Raw genomic sequence first — 25,020 nt, forward strand, 5'->3', positions numbered from 1 at the left:
CGGGGTAGGGGGTGACGGGGTTGCGGAACACGGCGGGCACGCCGCTCAGCCCCTGCCGAACTTCTTGTCGATGTAGTCGAAGAGGTCGTCGTCGCTCGCCTCGTCGATCGCCGCCGCGCCCGCGCTCTCCTCGCTGCCGCGCGCGGCGTTCCAGCTCGCCAGCAGGGTCTGCAGGCGGACCGCGATCCGCGCGTGGGCGGCGTCGTCGGGGGCGACGGCGCCGTGTTCCCCGGCGCCGAGCGCGGCGATCGCCGCCTCCAGGCGGTCCAGCTCCTCGAGGAGGCCGGGAGCCGCCGGTCCGCTGTCGGGAGCCAGCTCGGCCAGCAGGGACTCGGCCAGCAGGGCGGGCGTCGGGTGGTCGAAGATCAGGGTCGCGGGCAGTCGGATCCCGGTGGCCTCGGTCAGCCGGTTGCGCAGCTCGACGGCGGTCAGCGAGTCGAAGCCCAGCTCGCGGAAGGCCTGTCCGGCGCCGACCAGCTCCACCGAGGTGTAGCCGAGCACGGCCACCACGTGGCGGCGGACCAGGTCGAGCAGCGCACTGCGCTGCTCGGCGGCCGGGCGTCCGGCCAACTGCTGGGCCAGGGTGGCCCTGTCGGGCTCGGCGGCCGCCGCCGCGGCAGCGACGGAGGCGCGCCGGGCCGAAGGCCGCACCAGACCGTGGAAGGGCGCGGGCAGCGCGTCGGGCACGGTGGCCAGCGCCCGCAGCACGTTCAGGTCCAGCCGCATCGGGACCAGGACCGGCTCGCCGGTGACCGCGAGGGCGGCGTCGAAGAGCGCCAGTCCCTGCTCGGCGGTCATCGGGAGCACCCCGCCGCGCGCCGACCTGGCGAGGTCCACCTCGCTCAGCCGGCCCGCCATGCCGCGCCGCTCGGCCCACATGCCCCAGGCCAGCGAGACCGCGGCCAGGCCGTGGCCGTGGCGGTGGCGGGCCAGCGCGTCCAGGAAGACGTTGGCCGCACCGTAGCCGGCGAGCCCCGCACCGCCCAGCGTGCCGGCGGCGGCCGAGAAGAGCACGAAGGCGTCCAGCTCCAGCTCGGCGGTGAGCTCGTGCAGGTGGAGCGCCGCGTCCACCTTGGGACGCAGCACGCGGTCGACCCGCTCGGGGGTGAGCGCGCCGACCACGCCGTCGTCCAGCACGGCCGCGGTGTGCACCACCGCCGTCAGCGGGTGCGCGACCGGCACCTCGGCCAGCAGCGCGGCCAGTTCCACGCGGTCCGCCACGTCACAGGCCGCCATCGTGACCTCGGCACCCGACGCGGTGAGTTCGGCGACCAGTTCGGCCGCGCCCGGGGCGCTGGGGCCGCGCCGGCTGGTCAACAGCAGGTGGCGGACGCCGTGTTCGGCCACCAGATGGCGGGCGAGCAGAGCGCCGAGCCCGCCGGCCGCACCGGTGATCAGCACCGTGCCGTCGGGGTTCAACTTCGGTGCGGAACCGGGCTGTTCATCGCTCTGGGCGGGGTGCGCGGGACCGGCGAGGCGGGCCAGCCGGGGCACCCGCACGGTGCCCGCCCGCAGGGCGAACTCCTGCTCGCCGCAGGCGATCGCGAACGGCAGCAGGCGGCGGGACTCCTCGTCGTCGTCCAGGTCCACCAGCGTGAAGCGGTCCCGGTTCTCGATCCGGGCCGCCCGCACCAGGCCCCAGAGCGGGGCGTGGACCAGGTCGACCGGCCCGTCGCCGGTGCCGGTGGCCACCGCGCCGCTGGTCAGCAGGGCCAGCCGGGCACCGGCGAGGCCGTCGTCGGCGAGCAGGCCCTGCACCAGGGCGAGCGCGCGGTGGGTGGCCGTGTGGACCTCGGCCGCCAGGTCGTTGCCGCCCGGCTCGCCCGTGCAGCTCACCAGCACGGTGTCGGGGGCGGGCCGCCCGGCCGCGACGGCCGCCTGCAGCTCGGCCAGGCCGTCGTAGAACTCGGGCCGTTCACCGGCCAGTTCGAGGGAGGCGCCGATCTTGAGCCGGTCGGCGCCGAGCACGGCCCAGCGCGTACCGGTCGGCACCTCGGACCGCTCCGGCAAGGGCAGGGGCGCCCAGTCGATGCGGAAGAGCGCGTCGGGCCGCCCGGCCTTCGAGGCCGCAGCGAGCTGCTCGGCCGCGAGGGGGCGCAGCGTCAGGGCCTGCACCGAGACGACGGGAGTACCCGACTCGTCCGTCGCGGCCAGCGACACCTCCGCCGGCCCGGTCGGCGTGAGTCGCACCCGCAGCTCCGTGGCACCCCCGGCGTGCAGGGTGAGGCCGCGCCAGGCGAAGGGGGCGAGGGACGCCGGGCCGGTGGACGCCGGGTCGAGGGAGAGGGCGTGCAGGGCGGCGTCGAGCAGGGCCGGGTGCAGGCCGTAGGCGTCCGCCGCCGTCCGCAGCTCCTCGGGCAGCTCCACGGTCGCGAAGACCGTGTCCCCGTGCTGCCAGGCCTTGCGCAGGCCCCGGAGCGCGGGCCCGTACCAGCGGCCGGCCGACGCCTGCCGCTCGTAGTGGCCCTCGACCGGCAGCTCGACGGCGCCGGCCGGCGGCCAGGCCGCCGGGTCCAGCGGCACGGGGGCGGGGAGGGCGGACGTCGCGGCGACGGCCAGCGCACCGCTCGCGTGCCGGGTCCACGGCTCGGACGCCATCGCACTCTCGGGGCGGGCATAGAGGGCCAGCGATCGCCGACCGGAAGCCTGCTCGGGGCCGCCGACCACCAGGTGCAGCTGGAGCGCGCCCTCCTCGGGCAGCACCAGCGGCACCTCGACGGTCAGCTCCTCCAGCAGGCCGCAGCCGACCTGGTCGCCGGCCCGGACGGCGAGTTCGACGAACGCCGTCTCCGGCAGCAGCACGGTGTCGCCCACCGCGTGGTCGGACAGCCACGGGTGGGTGTCCAGGGTGAGCCGGCCGGTGAACAGGAAGCCGTCGGAGTCGGGCAGTTCGACGGCCGCGCCAAGCAGCGGGTGCCCGGCGGAGGCCAGACCGGCCGCGGCCACGTCGGTCGCGGCGGGCAGCGCGGACGGCTGCACCCAGTAGCGCTGGCGCTGGAAGGGGTAGGTGGGCAGGTCGATCCGGCGGGCGCCGGTGCCGGCGAAGAACGCCGACCAGTCCACGGGGATGCCGCGGACGTGGGCCTGGGCGAGCGCGGCGACCGCGCTGCGCGCCTCGGGGCGGCCCGCGCGGAGAACGGGCACGAAGGCGGTCCGCTCGGCGGTGGCGGACTCCTGGGCGAGTGCGGTGAGGGTTCCATCGGGGCCCAGCTCGACGAAGGTGCGCACGCCCTGCTGCTCCAGGGTGGCGATGGCGTCGGCGAAGCGGACGGCCTCGCGGACGTGGCGCACCCAGTACTCGGGGGTGGCGAGGTCGGCGGACTGGTCGAGGGTGGAGACGATCGGGATCGTCGGGGCGTGGAAGGTGAGTTCGGCGGCGAGTGTGCGGAACTCGGCGAGCATCGGCTCCATCAGCGGCGAGTGGAACGCGTGGCTGACGGTCAGGCACTTGGTCTTGCAGCCCAGCTGCCCGGCCACCTCCAGCACCGCCTGCTCGGCGCCCGAAAGCACCACAGAGGTCGGGCCGTTGACGGCGGCGATACCGACATCGGAGCGGCCGTCGAGCAGCGGCAGCACCTGCGCCTCGGCAGCCTGCACCGCGACCATCGCACCACCGGCGGCCAGCGCCTGCATCAGGCGGCCACGCGCGGCCACCAGCTTGGCGGCGTCGGCGAGGGAGAGGACACCGGCGACGTGCGCGGCGGCCAGCTCACCGATCGAGTGCCCCGCCAGGAAGTCCGGCCGCACTCCCCAGGACTCGACCAGCCGGAACAGCGCCACTTCGAGGGCGAAGAGCGCCGGCTGCGTGTAGGCCGTCTCGTCCAGCAACGCGTCGGCCTCGCCGAGCGGCGTCTCCAGGTACTGGTCCAGCTCCACGCGGACCGCGTCGTACGCCTCCGCGAACACCGGGAACGCGCCGTACAGTTCAGCACCCATCCCAGCCCGCTGGCTGCCCTGACCGGTGAACAGGAACGCCGTCCGCCCCTCCACCACCGAGCCCGTGACGACCTGCGCCACCGACTCCCCCGCCGCCAACGCGGCCAGCCCGCCCAGCAGTTCGTCCCGCTCCCCCGCCAGCACCACCGCGCGGCGCTCCAGCGCCGCCCGGCCCGTCGCCAACGAGTGCGCCACATCCACCGGTTCGGCCTCCGCAGCCACCGGCAGCAACCGCTCCGCCTGCGCCCGCAGCGCCTGCTCGGTGCGCGCGGACAGGAGCACCGGGAGAACGGACGGGGCGACTGCCGCCGGTGCCGGTGCCGGTGCCACCACGGGTGCCTGTTCCAGGATGACGTGGGCGTTGGTACCGCTCAGCCCGAAGGACGAGACACCCGCACGACGCGGACGCCCGCTCCGCGGCCACACCCGCTCCTCCGCCAACAGCGCCACCGCACCCGACGACCAGTCCACCTGCGACGTCGGCTCATCAATGTGCAGACTGCGCGGCAACACCCCATGCCCCATCGCCAACACCATCTTGATCACACCCGCCACACCCGCAGCCGCCTGCGTATGACCGATGTTCGACTTCACCGACCCCAACCACAACGGCTGCTCGGCCGGCCGCTCCTGACCGTAGGTGGCGAGCAACGCCTGCGCCTCGATCGGATCACCCAGCGTGGTACCGGTCCCGTGCGCCTCCACCGCATCCACCCCGGACGCCACCACACCCGCATTCGCCAACGCCTGCCGAATCACCCGCTGCTGCGAAGGACCATTGGGCGCCGTCAGACCATTCGACGCACCGTCCTGATTCACCGCACTGCCACGCACCACCGCCAACACCGGATGCCCGTTGCGCTCCGCATCCGACAACCGCTCCACCAACAACATCCCCACACCCTCACCCCACCCCGTACCATCCGCACCACCCGCAAACGCCTTGCACCGACCATCCGCCGCCAACCCACCCTGACGACTGAACTCCACGAACGCACCAGGCGTCGACATCACCGTCACACCACCCACCAACGCCAACGAACACTCACCACCCCGCAACGCCTGCCCCGCCAGATGCAACGCCACCAACGACGACGAACACGCCGTGTCCACCGTCACCGCCGGCCCCTCCAGACCAAAGGTGTACGACAACCGACCGGAGACAACGCTGGCGGCGTTGCCGGTGCCCAGGAACCCGGCGAGGTCCCGGGCGTCGTCCATCGCCAGTTGGAGGTAGTCCTGGCCGTTGGTGCCGACGAAGACGCCGGTCCGGCTGCCACGCAGCGCGGTCGGGTCGATGCCCGCCCGCTCGAACGCCTCCCAGGAGGTCTCCAGGAGCAGCCGCTGCTGCGGGTCCATGGCCAGCGCCTCGCGCGGCGAGATCCCGAAGAAGGTCGGATCGAACTCGGCCACACCGGAGAGGAAACCGGCCCGGCGGGTGTGGGACGCGTGCGCATCGTCGGAGTCGGCGCCGAAGAGCGCGGCCAGGTCCCAACCGCGGTCGGTCGGGAAACCGGAGATCGCATCGCCACCCGCGGCCAGCAGCTGCCACAGCTCCTCGGGCGTCGCAACGCCCCCCGGGAACCGGCAGCTCATCGCCACGATCGCGATCGGCTCGTCGTCAACCGCCCGCACCGCGACCGCCGTCGGCACCGCCGGCCCCGCACCGAGCAGCTCACCGCGCAGATGGCCGGCCAGCGCGACCGTGGTCGGGTAGTCGAACACCAGGGTGCTGGGCAGGGCCAGTCCGGTCGCGGTGCCCAGCAGGTTGCGGAACTCGACGGCGGTGAGCGAGTCGAAGCCCAGCTCACGGAACGCCTTGCCGACCTCCACGGAGTCCGGGCCGGCGTAGCCGAGCACGGCGGCCACATTGCCCCGCACCACATCGAGCAGCGCGCGCTCCTGCTCGGCCGGGGCCAGAGCGGCCAGGCGATGCGCGAGGGTACCGGCGGCGAGGTCGTCGCCGGCCGCGGGAGCGGCCTGCTCGATCGCCGTGCGGGCCTCGGGCAGTTCGTCGAAGAGGCGGGTGGGCCGAGCGGCGGCGAAGGAGGGTGCGAACCGCGCCCAGTCCAGGTCCGCGGCGGCCACCGCGGTGTCCCTGGTGGAGAGCGCGCGGTGCAGGAAGGCCAGCGCCAACTCCGGTGCCATGGTGCCCAGGCCGCCACGGCGCAGGCGCTCGGCCAGGCCCTCGTCATCGGCCATGCCGCCCTGGGCCCATGGGCCCCAGGCGATCGCGGTGGCGGGCAGGCCGTCGGCCCGGCGCTGCTCGGCCAGCGCGTCCAGATAGGCGTTGGCCGCCGCGTAGTTGGCCTGCCCCGCGCTGCCGATGGTGCCCGCGATCGAGGAGAAGAGCACGAACGCGCTGAGCTCGCCGGTCAGTTCGTGCAGGTTGCGGGCGGCGTCCACCTTGGGCCGGGCCACGGCGGCGAACCGCTCGGCCGTCAGGCCGTCGAGTACCCCGTCGTCCAGCACCCCGGCGGTGTGGAAGACGGCCGAGACCGGGTGCGCCGCCAACAGCCCGGCCAGCGCCGCCCGGTCGGCCACATCACACGCCACCACCGTCGCCACCGCACCCAACGCGCCCAGCTCGGCGACCAGCTCGGCCGCACCCGGGGCGTCCGGGCCACGCCGACCGGCGAGCACCAGCTGCTCGGCACCGTTGCGGGCCAGCCAACGCGCCACCTCCGCGCCCAACGCGCCCGTGCCACCGGTGACCAGAGTGGTGCCCGTCGGCTGCCAGCCGACGGCCTCACCGGGTGCCGAGCGCAGCAGACGTCGGGCGAAGACGCCCGAGGTGCGCACCGCGAGCTGATCCTCGCCGACCGCACCGCCCAGCGCACCGAGCAGGCGGCTCAGCACCCGGTCGTCCGCGATCACCGGCAGGTCGACCAGGCCGCCCCAGCGGTCGGGGTGTTCCAGTGCCGCCACCCGCCCCAGGCCCCAGAGTTGGGCCTGGACGGGGTTGGCCAGCCGCTCGGCGGGCGCGATCGAGACGGCGCCGCGGGTCAGGCACCACAGCGGCGCCGCGACCCCGGCATCGCCCAGTGCCTGGACCAGCGCCAGCGTCCCGGGGACGGCCGTCTGCTCGTCCAGGGCGAGCAGCGAGAGCACGCCGGTCGGCGCTTCGGCGTCGGCCAGTGGCCGCAGGCGCTCGGCGAGCCGGCGGCGGTCGGCGTCCGCCACCGCGACGTCGATCCGGTGCACCTCGACGCCGCGGTCGACCAGCAGGTGCAAGGTGTCCAGCACCACGGCGTCCTCGACGCTGCCGACCGGCACCACCACCAGCCAGCGCCCCGACGGTGCGGCAGCGCCGGCATCGGCGACCAGCTGCCACCCGGCCTGGTAGCGCCAGCCGTCCACCGTGGTGCGCTCCCGGTGCCGGCGGCGCCAGGTGGACAGGGCGGGCAACAGGGTGCCCAGCGGCCCCTCGCTGCGGGCCTCGACGTCGAGCGTCGCCGCGAGCGTGTCCAGGTCCCCGCGCTCCACCGCCTGCCAGAACTCCGCGTCCACCGGGTCGGCGGCCGGTCCGCCGGCGGCCTGCGCCGCGGACTCCAGCCAGTACCAGGCGTGTTGGAAGGCATAGGTGGGCAGGTCGACCCGGCGGGCGTTCCGACCGGCGAAGAAGGCCGGCCAGTCCACGGCCGCGCCACGGGCGTGCAGCCGGGCGAGAGCGGTCGTGAGGGTGCGGACCTCGGGGCGGTCGGCGCGCAGCGCGGGCGCGAAGGCGCTCCCCTCGGCGGTGGCGCTCTCCTGGCCCATCGCGCTGAGCACACCGTCGGGGCCCAGCTCGACGAAGGTGCGCACGCCCTGCTGCTCCAGGGTGGCGATGGCGTCGGCGAAGCGGACGGCCTCGCGGACGTGGCGCACCCAGTACTCGGGGGTGGCGAGGTCGGCGGACTGGTCGAGGGTGGAGACGATCGGGATCGTCGGGGCGTGGAAGGTCAGTTCGGCGGCGAGCGCGCGGAACTCGGCGAGCATCGGCTCCATCAGCGGGGAGTGGAACGCGTGGCTGACGGTCAGGCGCTTGGTCTTGCAGCCCAGCTGCCCGGCCACCTCCAGCACCGCCTGCTCCGCGCCCGAAAGCACCACGGACGTCGGGCCGTTGACGGCGGCGATACCGACATCGGAACGGTCGGCGAGCAGCGGCAGCACCTGCGCCTCGGCGGCCTGGACGGCCACCATCGCACCACCGGCGGCCAGCGCCTGCATCAGGCGGCCACGCGCGGCCACCAGCTTGGCGGCGTCAGTGAGGGAGAGGACACCGGCGACGTGCGCGGCAGCCAGCTCACCGATCGAGTGCCCCGCCAGGAAATCCGGCCGCACGCCCCAGGATCGGAGGAGACGGAACAGCGCCACTTCGAGGGCGAAGAGCGCCGGCTGCGTGTAGGCCGTCTCGTCCAACAACGCGTCGGCCTCGCCGAGCGGCGTCTGAAGATGCTGGTCCAGCTCCGCGCGGACCGCGTCGTACGCCTCGGCGAACACCGGGAAAGCGCCGTACAGTTCAGCGCCCATCCCGGCCCGCTGGCTGCCCTGACCGGTGAACAGGAAGGCGAGCCTGCCCGGCGCCACCGTGCCGCGGACCGCCCCCGCAGCCGGCTCGCCCGCGGCCAGCAGGCCCAGTGCGCGCAGGAGTTCGTCGCGGTCCTCGGCGACCAGTACCGCGCGGTGCTCCAGGGCGGCCCGGGTGGTGGCCAACGAGTAGGCCACATCGGCCGGTTCGGCGGCCGGCTGGTTCACCAGGAAGGTGCGCAGCCGCTCGGCCTGGGCCCGCAGCGCCTCGCCGCTCCGCGCCGACAGCAGCCACGGCAGCACGGCCGTGTGCACCGCCTCGGCGGCGGCCGGGGCCTGCGCGGCAGGGGCGGCCGGGGCCTGCTCAAGGATGGTGTGCGCGTTGGTGCCGCTGATGCCGAAGGAGGAGACCGCCGCGCGACGCGGGCGCTCGCTCTGCGGCCAGGGCCGTGCCTCGGTCAGCAGTTCGACCGCACCGGCGGCCCAGTCGACGGTGGGCGAGGGCTCGTCCACATGGAGGGTGCGCGGCAGCACGCCGTGCCGCATCGCCATCACCATCTTGATGATGCCCGCGACACCGGCGGCGGCCTGGGTGTGGCCGATGTTGGACTTGACCGAACCGAGCCAGAGGGGTTCGTCCTGCGCGCGCTCGCGGCCGTAGGTGGCCAGCAGCGCCTGCGCCTCGATCGGGTCGCCCAGCGTGGTGCCGGTGCCGTGCGCCTCGACCGCGTCGATCTGGTCGGCGGTCAGCCCGGCCGACGCCAGGGCCTGGCGGATCACCCGCTGCTGCGAGGGGCCGTTGGGGGCCGTGAGGCCGTTGGACGCTCCGTCCTGGTTGACCGCGGAGCCGCGCACCACGGCGAGCACCGGGTGCCCGTGGCGCCGCGCGTCCGAGAGGCGCTCGACCAGCAGCATGCCCACGCCCTCGCCCCAGCCGGTGCCGTCGGCAGCGGCGGCGAAGGACTTGCAGCGCCCGTCGGCCGACAGGCCGCGCTGGCGGCTGAAGTCGACGAAGGTCTCGGGCGTGCCCATCACCGCCACGCCGCCCGCGAGCGCCATCGTGCACTCGCCGTTGCGCAGCGCCTGGATCGCCCAGTGCAGCGCCACCAGCGAGGACGAGCAGGCGGTGTCGACCGTCACCGCCGGGCCTTCGAGACCGAAGGTGTAGGCGACCCGACCGGAGACGATGCTGCCGGAGTTGCCCGTGCCCAGGTAGCCCTCGACGCCCTCGGGCAGCTCGCTGATGCCGGAGGTGTAGTCGTGGTACATCAGACCGGCGAAGACGCCGGTGCGGCTGCCCTTGAGCGAGGCCGGGTCGATGCCCGCCCGCTCGATCGCCTCCCAGGAGACCTCGAGGAGCAGGCGCTGCTGCGGGTCCATCGCCAGCGCCTCGCGCGGCGAGATCCCGAAGAACGCCGGGTCGAAGAGACCCGCGTCGTGCAGGAAGCCGCCCTCGCGGGCGTAGCTGGTGCCCTGGTGATCGGGGTCGGGGTGGTAGAGGTTCTCGATGTCCCAGCCGCGGCCGGCCGGGAAGCCGGAGATCGCGTCCTCGCCGGAGAAGACCAGCTGCCACAGGTCCTCGGGCGACTCGACACCGCCGGGGTAGCGGCAGGCCATGCCGACGATCGCGATCGGGTCGTCGGCCAGGGCGCTCGGGGCGGCCGGGGCGGCCGGGCCGGTGGTAGCGGGGTCCGTGGCGTCGCCCAGCAGCTCGGCGAGCAGGAAGGCGGCCAGGGCCGGCGGGCTCGGGTAGTCGAAGATCAGCGTGGCGGGCAGCCGCAGGCCGGTGGCACCGTTCAGCTCGTTGCGCAGCTCGACCGCCGTCAGCGAGTCGAAGCCCAGCTCCTTGAAGGCCCGACTGCCTTCGACGGCGCTCGCGTCGGCGTGGCCGAGCACGGACGCCACCCGGCCGCAGACCAGCTCCAGCAGCGCGGCCTCGCGCTCACCGGCCGGCAGCGCCAGCAGATGGGCGGTCAGCTCCGAGCCACCGGCCGCGCCCGACCGGGCGGCCCGGCGGGCGGGCGCCCGCAGCAGCCCGCGCAGCAGCGGCACGACCGCGCGGCTCGCGTCCTTGCGCAGCGCGGCCAGGTCCAGCCGCATCGGGACCACGGTCGCGGCCCCGGTGCCGAGGGCGGCGTCGAAGAGCGCCAGGCCCTCGGCGGCGGTGAGCCCCTGCACGCCCGAGCGCGCCATCCGGTCGACGTCGCCGTCACCGAGCGCGGCGGCCATGCCGGCGCCTTCGGCCCACAGGCCCCAGGCGAGCGAGGTGGCGGCCAGGCCCTGGGCGCGGCGCCGGCTGGCGAGTGCGTCCAGGAAGACGTTGGCAGCGGCGTAGTTGCCCTGGCCCGGGCCGCCGAAGGTACCGGCGGCGGACGAGAAGAGGACGAACGCGCTGAGCCCGTCGGTGAGTTCGTGCAGGTTGAGGGCCGCGTCCAGCTTCGGGCGCAGCACCGTGTTCAGCCGCTCGGGCGTCAGCGAGGAGACGATCCCGTCGTCCAGCACCCCCGCGGTGTGCACCACCGCCGACACCGGGTGCACCGCCAACAGCTCGGCCAGCGCAGCACGGTCCGCCACATCGCACGCCGCGACGACCGCGCTGGCGCCCAACGCGGCCAGTTCGGCCACCAGTTCGGCCGCCCCCGACGCCTGCGCACCACGACGCGACACCAACAGCAGGCTCCGCACCCCGTGTTCGGCCACCAGGTGGCGGGCCACCAGACCGCCCAGGGTGCCCGAGGCACCCGTCACCAGCACCGTGCCGTCCGCTTCGAAGACCGGCGACGACTCGACCGGCGCCGCCACCCGCGCGAGGCGGGGCACCAGGACCTCGCCCGCGCGGACGGCGAGTTCCGGCTCGTCGGTGGCCAGCGCAGCGGTCGGCAGCTCCGGGGAGGCGCCGTCGGCGGGAAGGTCGAGCAGGACGAAGCGGCCAGGGTTCTCGGACTGCGCCGAGCGCACCAGACCCCAGACCGGCGCGTGCACCAGGTCGATGACGCCGCTCGCGTCGACCGCCACCGCACCCCGGGTCATCAGCACCAGCCGCGAACCGGCGAACCGCTCGTCCGCCAGCCACGCCTGCACCACCGCGAGCACGCCGTGCAGCGCCTCACGCACCTCAGCAGAGCCGACCCCGGGGGTCGGGACGAGGGGGAGGAAGACCGTCTCCGGGGCGGCCAGGCCGTCGTCCACCGCCGCACCCAACGCGGCGAGGTCGGCGAAGTGGTCCGCACCGAACAGCTCGGCGCCCAGCACCGCCCAGCGCCCGGCCGGGGACTCCGACACCGACACCGACGCCGACACCGCGAGCGGCTGCCAGGCCACCTGGAAGAGCGAGTCCGTGAAGCCGCCCCGGGTCGCGCGCACCTGCTCCTCGGAGACCTCGCGCAGCACCAGCGAGTCGACCGAGGCGACCGGCCGACCGGTCTCGTCGGCCAGCTCCAGCGTGATCGCTTCCGGTCCGGTACGCGACAGGCGGGCGCGCAGCACGGTGGCACCCCAGGCGTGGAGCGAGACGCCGCTCCACGCGAACGGGATCCGGCCGCGCCCGGTGTCGTCCAGCAGGTTGCCGACGCCGACCGCGTGCAGTGCGGCATCCAGCAGCGCCGGGTGCAGGCCGAAGGCAGCAGCACCGTCGCGGGCCTCCTCGGGCAGCGCCACCTCGGCGAACACCTCGTCGGCCCGCCGCCAGGCGGCCCGCAGGCCGCGGAAGACCGGGCCGTAGCCGAAACCGGCCGTGGTGAGGCGCTCGTAGAGGTCCGTGACGTCGACGGCCTCCGCACCGGCCGGCGGCCAGGCGGCCGGTGCGGTGAACGGCTCCGCAGGGCTGCCGGGGGCGACCACACCGGTGGCGTGCCGGGTCCACGGCTCCTCGGCCTCGGCATCCTCCGGCCGCGAGTGCAGGCTCAGCGGGCGGCGTCCCGATTCGTCCACCGCGCCCAGGGCGAGGCGCAGTTGGACACCGCCCTGGGCGCCCAGGACCAGCGGGGCCTCCAGCGTCAGCTCCTCCAGCAGCGAGCAGCCCACCTGGTCGCCGGTGCGGATCGCCAGCTCCACGAACGCGGTGCCCGGCAGCAGCACCGAGCCCAGCACGACGTGGTCGGCGAGCCACGGCTGGGCCTGCACGGAGAGCCGGCCGGTGAACACCAGGCCGTCCCAGTGCGGGAGTTCGACGCTCGCGCCGAGCAGCGGGTGCCCGGCGGCGACCAGCCCGAGCGAGGCGGGGTCGCCCGTCGGGGCGCCGCCTTCGAGCCAGTAGCGCTGGCGCTGGAAGGGGTAGGTGGGCAGGTCGATCCGGCGGGCACCGGTGCCTGCGAAGAACGCCGGCCAGTCCACGGGGATGCCGCGGACGTGCGCCTGGGCGAGCGCGGTGACCGCGCTGCGCACCTCGGGGCGGCCCGCGCGGAGAACGGGCACGAGGGCGGTCCGCTCGGCGGTGGCGCTCTCCTGGCCCATCGCGGCGAGCACGCCGTCGGGGCCCAGCTCGACGAAGGTGCGCACGCCCTGCTGCTCCAGGGTGGCGATCGCGTCGGCGAAGCGGACGGCCTCGCGGACGTGGCGCACCCAGTACTCGGGAGTGGCAAGGTCGGCGGACTGGTCGAGGGTGGAGACGATCGGGATCGTCGGGGCGTGGAAGGTCAGTTCGGCGGCGAGCGCGCGGAACTCGGCGAGCATCGGCTCCATCAGCGGTGAGTGGAACGCGTGGCTGACGATCAGGCGCTTCGTCTTGCAGCCCAGCTGCCCGGCCACCTCCAGCACCGCCTGCTCGGCACCCGAAAGCACCACGGACGTCGGGCCGTTGACGGCGGCGATACCGACGTCGGAGCGGCCGTCGAGCAGCGACAGCACCTCCGCCTCGCTCGCCTGGACGGCCACCATCGCACCACCGGCAGGCAGCGCCTGCATCAGGCGGCCACGCGCGGCCACCAGCTTGGCGGCATCCGCCAGGGACAGGACGCCCGCGACGTGCGCGGCGGCCAGCTCACCGATCGAGTGCCCCGCCAGGAAGTCCGGCCGCACACCCCAGGACTCGACCAGCCGGAACAGCGCCACCTCCAACGCGAAGAGCGCCGGCTGCGTGTAGGCCGTCTCGTCCAGCAACGCGTCGGCCTGACCGAGCGGTGTCGCCAGGTACTGGTCCAGCTCCGCGCGGACCGCGTCGTAGGCCTCCGCGAACACCGGGAACGCGCCGTACAGTTCAGCGCCCATCCCGGCCCGCTGGCTGCCCTGACCGGTGAACAGGAACGCCGTCCGCCCCTCCACCACCGAGCCCGTGACGACCTGCGCCAGCGACTCCCCCGCCGCCAACGCGGCCAGCCCGCCCAGCAGTTCGTCCCGCTCCCCCGCCAGCACCACCGCACGCCGCTCCAGCGCCGCCCGGCCCGTCGCCAACGAGTGCGCCACATCCACCGGTTCGGCCTCCGCAGCCACCGGCAGCAACCGCTCCGCCTGCGCCCGCAGCGCGTCCGCGTCCCGCGCCGAGAGGACCACCGGCAACACCGACGGCGACACCGCCGCCTCGGTGACCGGCTCCGGCGCGCTCTCCGGCGCCTGCTCCAGGATCGTGTGCGCATTCGTGCCGCTCACGCCGAACGCCGAGATCCCGGCCCGGCGCGGCTCGTCGGTCGCCGGCCAGTCGACGGCCTCGGTGAGCAGCGAGACCGCGCCCGCCGTCCAGTCCACGTGCGGAGTCGGCTCGTCCACGTGCAGGGTCGGCGGCAGCACGCCGTGCCGCATCGCCATGACCATCTTGATCACGCCCGCGACACCGGCCGCCGCCTGGGTGTGACCGATGTTCGACTTGAGCGAGCCCAGCCGCAACGGCCGCTCCGCGGGCCGGTCCTGGCCGTACGTGGCCAGCAGCGCCTGCGCCTCGATCGGGTCGCCGAGGGTGGTGCCGGTGCCGTGCGCCTCGACCGCGTCGACCTGCTCGGGCTTCAGGCGCGCGTTCTCCAGCGCCTGGCGGATCACCCGTTGCTGGGAGGGGCCGTTCGGGGCCGTCAGACCGTTGGACGCGCCGTCCTGGTTGACGGCCGAGCCGCGCACGATCGCCAGTACCGGGTGCCCGTTGCGCCGGGCGTCGGAGAGCCGCTCGACCAGCAGCATGCCGACGCCCTCGGACCAGCCGGTGCCGTCGGCCCCGGCCGCGAAGGCCTTGCAGCGGCCGTCGGCGGCCAGGCCGTGCTGGCGGCTGAACTCGACGAAGACGTCCGGGGTGGCCAGCACCGTCACGCCGCCGGCCAGTGCCAACGAGCACTCGCCGTTGCGCAGCGCCTGCACGGCCAGGTGCAGCGAGACCAGCGAGGAGGAGCAGGCGGTGTCGACCGTGACGGCCGGGCCCTCGAAGCCGAAGGTGTAGGAGACCCGGCCGGAGACGACGGCCGCCGCGTTGCCGGTGAGCAGGTAGCCCTCGACCCCGTCCGGCAGCTGGTCGGCCACGCCCGCGTAGCCGGAGGCGGAGGCGCCGACGAAGACGCCGGTGCGGCTGCCGCGCAGCGCCGAGGGGTCGAGTCCGGCCCGCTCGAACGCCTCCCAGGAGGTCTCAAGGAGCAGGCGCTGCTGCGGGTCCATGGCGAGTGCCTCGCGCGGCGAGATGCCGAAGAACGCCGGGTCGAAGCGGTCGGCGCCGGCCAGGAACCCGCCGCCGCGGGCGTAGAAGGTGCCCTGGCGGTCGGGGTCCTCGTCGTACAGGTCGGCGAGCTGCCAGCCGCGGTCGGCCGGGAACTCGCCGATCGCGTCGCCGCCTTCGGCGACCAGTCGCCACAGCGCCTCGGGTGATGCCACGCCGCCCGGGAACCGGCAGCTCATCGCGACGATCGCGATCGGCTCCTTCGCGGCCGCGATCAGCTGCTGGTTCTGCCGCCGCAGCCGCTCGGTCTCCTTGATGGAGGCCCGGAGCGCGGCAACGACTTTTTCGTTCGGCGTGGTCATCATGGGCTCCGCACTTCGGACGGTTCAGGAATCGTTGCTGTCGAGAGCGATGTCGATCAGGCTGTCGAGATCGAGCGAGTCGATCAGGTCCAGGTCGTCGCCGCTGTCCGGGGTCGTGCTGTCGGTGCCGGGGTCGGCCAGCTTCAGCAGCGTCTCCAGCAGCCCGACCTCCCGGAACCGGGCCAGCGGGATGGCCGCCAGCGCCCGGCGCAGCTCGGCCTCCTCGGGGTCGAGGGCGGCATCGGCCTGGTCCGGGAAGAGTTCGTCCCGCAGGTGTCCGGCGAGGGCCGTCGGCGTCGCGTAGTCGAAGACCGCGCTGGACGGCAGCTTGAGGCCGGTGGCCGTGTTGAGCGCGTTGCGCAGCTCGACCGCCGTCAGCGAGTCGAAGCCGAGCGCCTGGAAGGCCCGGGTGGGCTCCACCGCGTGCGCCCCGGCGTAGCCGAGGACGGTGGCGACCTCGCCGCGCACCAGGTCCAGCAGCGCGCGGTCGCGGTCGGCGGCGGTCATGGCGGCCAGCCGGCCGCGCAGCCCGGTCTCCTCGCTGCTGCCCGGCGCGGCGGCGGCCTGCTCGGCGGCCAGCAGCTGCCGCACCTCCGCCAGCTCGCCCAGCAGGGGGCGCGGCCGGGCGGCGGTGAAGGACGGCACGAAGCGGGCCCAGTCGACGTCGGCCACCACGCTCGTGGGCGCCGCGCCGTCCAGGGCGAGCTGCAGGCCGATCAGCGCCGCCGCGGGGTCCATCACCGGCAGGCCGAACCGGCGCAGGTGCTCCTCGGCCGCCGCGCCCGCCGCCATGCCGGCCCCGCCCCAGGGGCCCCAGGCCACCGAGGTGCCGGCCAGACCGCGGGCCCGGCGGCTGGTCACCAGGGCGTCCAGGAAGGCGTTGGCGGCGGCGTAGGCCGCCTGGCCGCCGCTGCCCCAGACGCCGGCGATCGAGGAGAAGGTGACGAAGGCGTCCAGCTCGGTGTCGCCGAGCAGCGCGTCCAGGTGCGCCGCGCCGCTCACCTTGGCGTCGATCACCTCGGCCAGGTCGGCGAGTCCGCTCTCCGCGAGGGCGGCGTCGGCGACCGCACCGGCCGCGTGCACGACGGCGTCCAGCGGCTGCTCCAGCGAGCCGAGCAGGTCGGCGAGCGCCGCGCGGTCGGCCACGTCGCAGGCGGCGATGGTGACGGCGACGCCCAGGCCGGCCAGCTCCTCGCGCAGTTCGGCCGCACCGGGCGCCTGCGGACCGCGGCGGCTGGTGAGCACCAGGTGCTCGGCGCCGCCGCGGGCCAGCCAGCGGGCCACCTCGGCGCCCAGCGCACCGGTGCCGCCGGTGACCAGGACGGTGCCGGACGGCCGCCAGCCGGTGGCCTCGCCCTGCCCGGCGCGCACCAGGCGCCGCGCGAGCAGGCCCGTGGCTCGGAGGGCGAGCTGGTCCTCCGTGCCGCCGCCCAGTGCCTGGGCGAGGTGGGAGAGCACGGGCTCGTCCAGGGTCGCCGGGAGGTCGATCAGCCCGCCCCAGCGGTCGGGGTGCTCCAGCGCCACCACCCGGCCCAGGCCCCAGACCTGCGCCTGCACGGGGTTCGTCAGGTGGTCGGCCCGGTCGGTGGAGACGGCGCCGCGGGTCAGGCACCACAGCGGCGCGGGCACCCCGGCGTCGCCGAGCGCCTGCACCAGCAGCGCGGTGGCCGCCAGGCCCGCGGGCAACGCGGGGTGGGCGGGGTGCGGGGTCTCGTCGAAGGCGAGCAGCGAGACCACGCCGGCCAGCGGACCGGCCGCGGCGAGCTCGGCACGCAGGCGGTCGGCCAGGGCGGCGCGATCGGTCTGCGCCGTGCCGACGGTGAGCTGCCGGGCCTCGGCGCCGTGCCCGGTCAGCGCGGCGAGGACGGGCGCGGCGGGTTCGGCGGCGCCGGCCGGGGTGACGACCAGCCAGGTGCCGCTGAGCGCGGCGGCGGTGAGTGCGGTACCGGTCGGCACGGCGGCGGTGAGTGCGGCGGCGGGTGAGCCGGCAGTGGGTGAGCCGGTGACGGGTGAGCCGGTGACGGGGTGCCAGGCGACCTGGTAGCGCCAGCCGTCCACCGCCGACCGGGCGCGGCTCTGCCGGCGCCAGGTCGAGAGCGCGGGCAGCGCCGCGCTGAGCGGCTGGTCGCCGTCCAGGCCCAGGGTGCTGGTGAGCGCTTCGAGGTCCTCGCGCTCCACGGTCTCCCAGAACCTGGCATCCACCGCGTCCGGGGTGCCGGCGGTGGCGGGCGGGGCGTCGGCGGCGGGCCGCGGCCAGTAGCGCTCGCGCTGGAAGGCATAGGTGGGCAGGTCGACCCGGCGGGCGCCGGTGGGGGCGAAGTAGGCGGGCCAGTCGATCGCGGCGCCGTTCGCGTGGGCCCGGGCCAGCGCGGTGGTCAGCGTCCGGGCTTCGGCACGGTCGGCGCGCAGGGTCGGCACGGCGTGTGCGTCCTCGGCGGTGACGCAGTCCTGGGCGAGCGCGGTGAGGGTGCCGTCGGGGCCCAGCTCGACGAAGGTGCGCACGCCCTGCTGCTCCAGGGTGGCGATGGCGTCGGCGAAGCGGACGGCCTCGCGGACGTGGCGCACCCAGTACTCGGGGTCCGTCAGGTCTGCGGACTGGTCGAGGGTGGAGACGATCGGGATCGTCGGGGTATGGAAGGTGAGTTCGGCGGCGATCGCGCGGAACTCGGCGAGCATCGGCTCCATCAGCGGCGAGTGGAACGCATGGCTGACGGTCAGCCGCCTGGTCTTGCGGTCCAGCTGCGCCGCGACCTCAAGGACCGCGTCCTCGGCGCCCGAGAGCACCAGGGATGTCGGGCCGTTGACCGCGGCGATCCCGACGTCGGAACGGTCGGCGAGCAGCGGCAGCACCTCGGCCTCGGCGGCCTGCACCGCCACCATCGCACCACCGGCGGGCAGCGCCTGCATCAGGCGGCCACGCGCCGCCACCAGCTTGGCGGCATCGGCCAGCGAGAGAACCCCCGCGACGTGCGCGGCGGCCAGCTCACCGATCGAGTGCCCGGCCAGGAAATCGGGGGTCAGGCCCCAGGACTCGACGAGGCGGAACAGCGCCACCTCCAGCGCGAAGAGCGCCGGCTGGGTGTAGGCCGTCTCGTCGATCAGCGCGTCGGCCTGACCGAGCGGTGTCGCCAGGTGCTGGTCCAGCTCGGCGCAGACCGCGTCGTAGGCCTCGGCGAACACCGGGTACGTCTTGTGCAACTCCGCTCCCATGCCGGCCCGCTGACTGCCCTGGCCGGTGAAGAGGAAGGCGAACCTGCCGCCCGTGGCCGAGCCCCGCACCACGGTCGCACCGGGCTCCCCCGAGACCAACCCCTCAAGACCCCCCAGGAACCCCTGCTCGTCATCGGCCACCACGACGGCCCGGTGTTCCAGTGCGGTCCGCCCGGTCGCCAGCGAGTAGGCCAGGTCGGGCAGCCCGGCCCGGCCCGGCTCGGTGCCGGCCCAGGACCGCAGGCGCTCGGCCTGCGCACGCAGCGCCTGCTCGGTGCGCGCGGACAGGAGCACCGGGAGAACGGACGGGGCGACTGCCGCCGGAGCAGGGGGTGCCACCACGGGTGCCTGTTCCAGGATGACGTGGGCGTTGGTACCGCTCAGCCCGAAGGACGAGACACCCGCACGACGCGGACGCCCGCTCCGCGGCCACACCCGCTCCTCCGCCAACAGCGCCACCGCACCCGACGACCAGTCCACCTGCGACGTCGGCTCATCAATGTGCAGACTGCGCGGCAACACCCCATGCCCCATCGCCAACACCATCTTGATCACACCCGCCACACCCGCAGCCGCCTGCGTATGACCGATGTTCGACTTCACCGACCCCAACCACAACGGCTGGTCGGCCGGCCGCTCCTGACCGTAGGTGGCGAGCAACGCCTGCGCCTCGATCGGATCACCCAGCACCGTCCCCGTACCGTGCGCCTCCACCGCATCCACCCCGGACGCCACCACACCCGCATTCGCCAACGCCTGCCGAATCACCCGCTGCTGCGAAGGACCATTGGGCGCCGTCAGACCATTCGACGCACCGTCCTGATTCACCGCACTGCCACGCACCACCGCCAACACCGGATGCCCGTTGCGCTCCGCATCCGACAACCGCTCCACCAACAACATCCCCACACCCTCACCCCACCCCGTACCATCCGCACCACCCGCAAACGCCTTGCACCGACCATCCGCCGCCAACCCACCCTGACGACTGAACTCCACAAACGCACCAGGCGTCGACATCACCGTCACACCACCCACCAACGCCAACGAACACTCACCACCCCGCAACGCCTGCCCCGCCAGATGCAACGCCACCAACGACGACGAACACGCCGTGTCCACCGTCACCGCCGGCCCCTCCAGACCAAAGGTGTACGACAACCGACCCGACACCACGCTCGCCGCGGTGCCGGTGCCGAGCTGGCCCGCCAGCTCGTCCGCCGAGGAGGCGGCGAGGGCGAGGTAGTCCTGGCCGTTGGTGCCGATGAAGACGCCGGCCTGGCTGCCACGCAGGGTGGCCGGGTCGATGCCCGCCCGCTCGAACGCCTCCCAGGAGGTCTCCAGGAGCAGCCGCTGCTGCGGGTCCATCGACAGCGCCTCACGCGGCGAGATCCCGAAGAAGGTCGGATCGAACTCGGCCACACCGGAGAGGAAACCGGCGCTGCGGGTGTGCGAGGACTGTGTCTCGCCCTCGCCGAAGAGCGCGGCCAGGTCCCAACCACGGTCGGTCGGGAAACCGGAGATCGCATCGCCACCCGCGGCCAGCAGCCGCCACAGCTCCTCGGGCGTCGCAACGCCCCCCGGGAACCGGCAGCTCATCGCCACGATCGCGATCGGCTCGTCGTCAACCGCCCGCGCCACGAACGCCGTTGGTTCAGCCTGCCCCGCACCGAGCAACTCACCGCGCAGATGGCCGGCCAGCGCAGTCGTGGTCGGGTAGTCGAACACCAGGGTGCTGGGCAGGCTCAGGGCGGTGACGGCGTTCAGGCGGTTGCGCAGCTCGACGGCGGTCAGCGAGTCGAAGCCCAGCTCCTTGAACGCCCGGGCCGGGTCCACCGCGTCCGGGCCGGGGTAGCCGAGCACGGCGGCCACCTCGGTGCGGACGGCGTCGAGCAGCGCGCGCTCCCGCTCGGCGGGGGCGAGGGCGGCCAGCCGCTGGGCCAGCGGCCCGTGCTGCGCCTGCTGGTCGGTGGCCGCGCCGGCGGCAGCGGCCGCCAGGGCCTGGCGGGCCTCGGGGATCGCGTCGAACAGCGTGGTGGCTCGGCGGCTGCCGGTGGCACCGCCGAGCAGCAGCTGCCAGCTGATGTCGGCGACCGCGAGCGTGCCGTCGCCGTTCTCCAGTGCCTGGTGCAGCGCGGTGATCGCCGACGCCGGGTCCATCGGCGGCACGCCCTCGCGGCGCAGCCGCTGCTCCAGCGCCCCGTCGGCGGCCATGCCGCCGCTGCTCCACGGGCCCCAGGCGATCGCCGTGGCGGGCAGGCCGTCGGCCCGGCGCTGCTCCGCCAGTGCGTCCAGATAGGCGTTGGCCGCCGCGTAGTTGGCCTGGCCGGGGTTGCCGATCGTGCCGGCGGTGGACGAGAAGAGCACGAACGCGCTGAGTCCGTCGGTGAGTTCGTGGAGATGGCGGGCGGCGTCCGCCTTCGGCCGGGCCACGGCGGCGAAGCGTTCGGCCGTCAGGCCGTCGAGCATTCCGTCGTCCAGCACCCCGGCGGTGTGGAAGACGGCCGAGACCGGGTGCGCCGCCAACAGCCCGGCCAGCGCCGCCCGGTCGGCCACATCACACGCCACCACCGTCGCCGTGGCACCCAACGCGCCCAGCTCGGCGACCAGCTCGGCCGCACCCGGGGCGTCCGGGCCACGCCGACCGGCGAGCACGAGCTGCTCGGCACCGTTGCGGGCCAGCCAACGCGCCACCTCGGCGCCCAACGCGCCCGTGCCACCGGTGACCAGCACCGTTCCGGACGGCTGCCACGCGGTCGCCGTGCCGCGCGGGGCGCGGACCAGGCGGCGGGCGAGCAGACCGGTGGCACGAACGGCCAGCTGGTCCTCGCCGCCGACCCCGGTCAGGGCGTCGGCCAGGCGGGAGAGCACGCGGTCGTCCGCGTGCTGCGGCAGGTCGATCAACCCGCCCCAGCGCTCCGGCTGTTCCAGCGCCGCCACCCGGCCCAGGCCCCAGAGCTGGGCCTGCACGGGGCTGGCCAGCCGGTCCGCGCCACCGATGGAGACCGCGCCCCGGGTCACGCACCAGAGCGGCGACTCGAAGCCGGTGTCCCCCAGCGCCTGGAGCAGCCCGAGCGTGCCGGCCACCGAGGCAGCCTCGTCCAGCGCGAGCAGCGAGAGGACGGCGAGGGGCGAGGGCGCGTCGGAGAGGGTGGCGAGCAGCTCGCCGGCGAGGCTGCCGCGCTCGGTGCCGGCCGGCTCCAGCAGCCGGACCGTCGCGCCGCGCGCGGTCAGCACCCGCGCCAGGTCCCGCACGAGGGCGTCGTCGCGGTGCCCGGCCGGGAGCACCAGCAGCCAGGTCCCGGTCAGCGTTCCGGCCGGGGTGTCGGTGACCGGCTGCCAGCCGGCCCGGTAGCGCCAGCCGTCCACGGTGGACTGCTCGCGGCTCTGCCGGCGCCAGGCCGACAGGGCGGGCAGCAGCGTGCCCAGCGCGGTCTCGTCGTGCACGGCGAGGGTCGCGGCGAGCGCGTCGACGTCCTCGCGCTCCACGGCCGCCCAGAAGTCCGCATCCGGCGCGGCCGTGGAGGCTGCCGCCGCCGCGGCCGTGGTGCCCGCGCCGCCCGACTCCAGCCAGTACCAGTCGTGCTGGAACGCGTAGGTGGGCAGCTCGACGCGCTGCGCGGACCGCCCCGCGAAGAGCGCCTCCCGGTCCAGCGCGGCGCCGCGGACCTGGGCCAGCGCGACGCCGGTCAGCACCGTCTCGGCCTCGGGGCGGTCGGCGCGCAGCACCGGGGCGAACGCGGCGGTGCCGGCGGACTCCTGGCCCATCGCGCTGAGGGTGCCGTCGGGGCCCAGCTCCACGAAGGTGCACACGCCCTGCTGCTCCAGGGTGGCGATGGCGTCGGCGAAGCGGACGGCCTCGCGGACGTGGCGCACCCAGTACTCGGGGTCCGTCAGGTCTGCGGACTGGTCGACGGTGGAGACGATCGGGATCGTCGGGGCGTGGAAGGTGAGTCCGGCGGCGATCGCGCGGAACTCGGCGAGCATCGGCTCCATCAGCGGCGAGTGGAACGCATGGCTGACGGTCAGCCGCCTGGTCTTGCGGCCCCGTTCGGCGAGTTGTGCGGCGATCTCCGCCACGGCCTGCTCGGCACCCGAGACCACCACGGCCAACGGGCCGTTGACGGCGGCGATGCCCACCTCGTGCTCGCGGCCCGCGAGCAGCGGCAGCACCTCCGCCTCGCTCGCCTGCACGGCCACCATCGCACCACTGGCAGGGAGTTGCTGCATCAGCCGGCCGCGCGCGGCGACCAGTTCGGCCGCGTCGGCCAGCGAGAGGACGCCCGCGACGTGCGCGGCGGCCAACTCGCCGATCGAGTGCCCGGCCAGGAAGTCCGGTGTCAGGCCCCAGGATTCGACGAGGCGGAACAGCGCCACCTCCAGCGCGAAGAGCGCCGGCTGGGTGTAGGCGGTCTGGTCGAGCAGCGCGTCGGCTTCGCCGACCGGCGTCGCCAGGTACGGGTCCAGCGCGGCGCAGACCGCGTCGTAGGCGTCGGCGAACGCCGGAAAGGCGGCGTAGAGTTCGGCCCCCATGCCGGCCCGCTGACTGCCCTGGCCGGTGAAGAGGAAGGCGAGCTTGCCGTCGCCGGCCTCGCCCCGCACGAGCCGCGCGCCGCCGTGCTCGCCCGCCGCCAGCGCCTGGAGCTCGCGGCGGAACTCCTCCGGTTCGCCGGCGACCAGCACCGCGCGCTGCGGCAGCACGGCCCGGGTGGTCGCCAGCGCGTAGCCGAGGTCGACCGGGTCGTGGCCGCGGTCACCGCCGGGGTCGGTGGCCAGGTGGGCGAGCAGCCGCGCGGCCTGGGCCTGCAGCGCAGCCGCGCTCTTCGCCGACAGCAGCCACGGCACCACGGCGGTGCGCACCACGGCGCTCCCGGCGTGTGCCGCCGCCTCCTCGCCGGTCTCGCCCTCGGTCTCGACCGGCTCCGGCGCCTGCTCCAGGATGGTGTGCGCGTTGGTGCCGCTCACCCCGAAGGAGGAGACCGCGGCCCGCCGGGGCTCGCCGGTCGCCGGCCAGTCGACGGCCTCGGTCAGCAGCGAGACCGCGCCCGCCGTCCAGTCCACGTGCGGGGTCGGCTCGTCCACGTGCAGGGTCGGCGGCAGCACGCCGTGCCGCATCGCCATCACCATCTTGATCACGCCCGCGACACCGGCCGCCGCCTGGGTGTGGCCGATGTTGGACTTCAACGAGCCGAGCCAGAGCGGGCGTTCGGCGGCCCGCTCGCGACCGTAGGCGGTCAGCAGGGCCTGCGCCTCGATCGGGTCGCCCAGCGTGGTGCCGGTGCCGTGCGCCTCGACCACGTCGACCTGGTCGGGCGTCAGCCGGGCGTCACCCAGCGCCTGGCGGATCACCCGCTGCTGGGCCGGGCCGTTCGGCGCCGTCAGACCGTTCGAGGCGCCGTCCTGGTTGACCGCGCTGCCGCGCACCACGGCCAGCACCGGGTGCCCGTTGCGGCGGGCGTCCGAGAGCCGTTCGACCAGCAGCATCGCGACGCCCTCGGACCAGCCGGTGCCGTCGGCCCCGGCGGCGAAGGACTTGCAGCGCCCGTCGGCCGCCAGGCCGCGCTGGCGGCTGAACTCGATGAACACGTCCGGGGTGGCCATCACCGTGACGCCGCCGACCAGCGCCTGCGAGCAGTCGCCCCGGCGCAGTGCCTGGCAGGCCCAGTGCAGGGCGACCAGGGAGGAGGAGCAGGCGGTGTCCAGAGTGGCGGCCGGCCCCTCCAGACCGAGCGTGTAGGCGATCCGGCCGGAGAGCACGCTGGTCGCGTTGCCGGTCAGCAGCCGCCCCTCGACGCCCTCCGGCACCTCCGCCAGCTCCGAGCCGTAGCCCTGGTAGCTGCCACCGACGTAGACGCCGGTCCGGCTGCCGCGCAGGGTGCCCGGGTCGATCCCGGCCCGCTCGACCACCTCCCAGGAGGCCTCCAGGAGCAGTCGCTGCTGCGGGTCCATCGCGAGCGCCTCGCGCGGCGAGATGCCGAAGAACTCCGCGTCGAAGCGCCCCGCGTCGTGCAGGAAGCCGCCGCCGGTGGCGTAGACCGTGCCGGGGTGGTCCGGGTCCGGGTGGTAGAGGCCGTCGACGTCCCAGCCGCGGTCGGCCGGGAACGGGGTGATGGCGTCCCCGCCGGCGGCGACCAGCTGCCAGAGGTCCTCGGGCGAGCGCACGCCACCGGGCAGGCGGCAGCTCATCGCCACGATCGCGATGGGCTCCTGCTCGGCGTCCTCGACCTCGCGCAGCCTGCGGGTGGTCCTGCGCAGCTCGGCCGTCATCCACTTGAGGTGGTCGAGGAGCTTCTTTTCGTCTGCCATCAGTGGGCCACCTTCGGGGAAGCCGGGACACGTGCGGTCGGGGCGCGGAAAATCGCGGTCAGGAGCTGGTCGATCGTGTGCTGATCGGCCGGGGGGTGATCGGGGGTCGGGTGATGCTCGGAGGTCGGGTGA

Annotated in this window: 2 protein-coding genes; both read right to left on the reverse strand. The window is 75.0% G+C overall.

Going from position 1 to position 25,020, the window contains the following annotated elements; translation table 11 throughout:
• Positions 1-45 precede the first annotated feature (45 nt).
• Positions 46-15,327, reverse strand: coding sequence for a type I polyketide synthase (locus OG294_RS07390; protein WP_442789316.1), 15,282 nt, complete (start codon positions 15,325-15,327; stop codon positions 46-48).
• 69 nt (positions 15,328-15,396) lie between these two features.
• Entirely contained in the window at positions 15,397-24,891 is a 9,495-nt protein-coding gene (locus OG294_RS07395) for a type I polyketide synthase (protein ID WP_442789317.1), read from the reverse strand.
• Positions 24,892-25,020: the final 129 nt, after the last annotated feature.

It is taken from the genome of Kitasatospora sp. NBC_01302, from assembly GCF_035976515.1.
Classification (GTDB): Bacteria; Actinomycetota; Actinomycetes; order Streptomycetales; family Streptomycetaceae; genus Kitasatospora.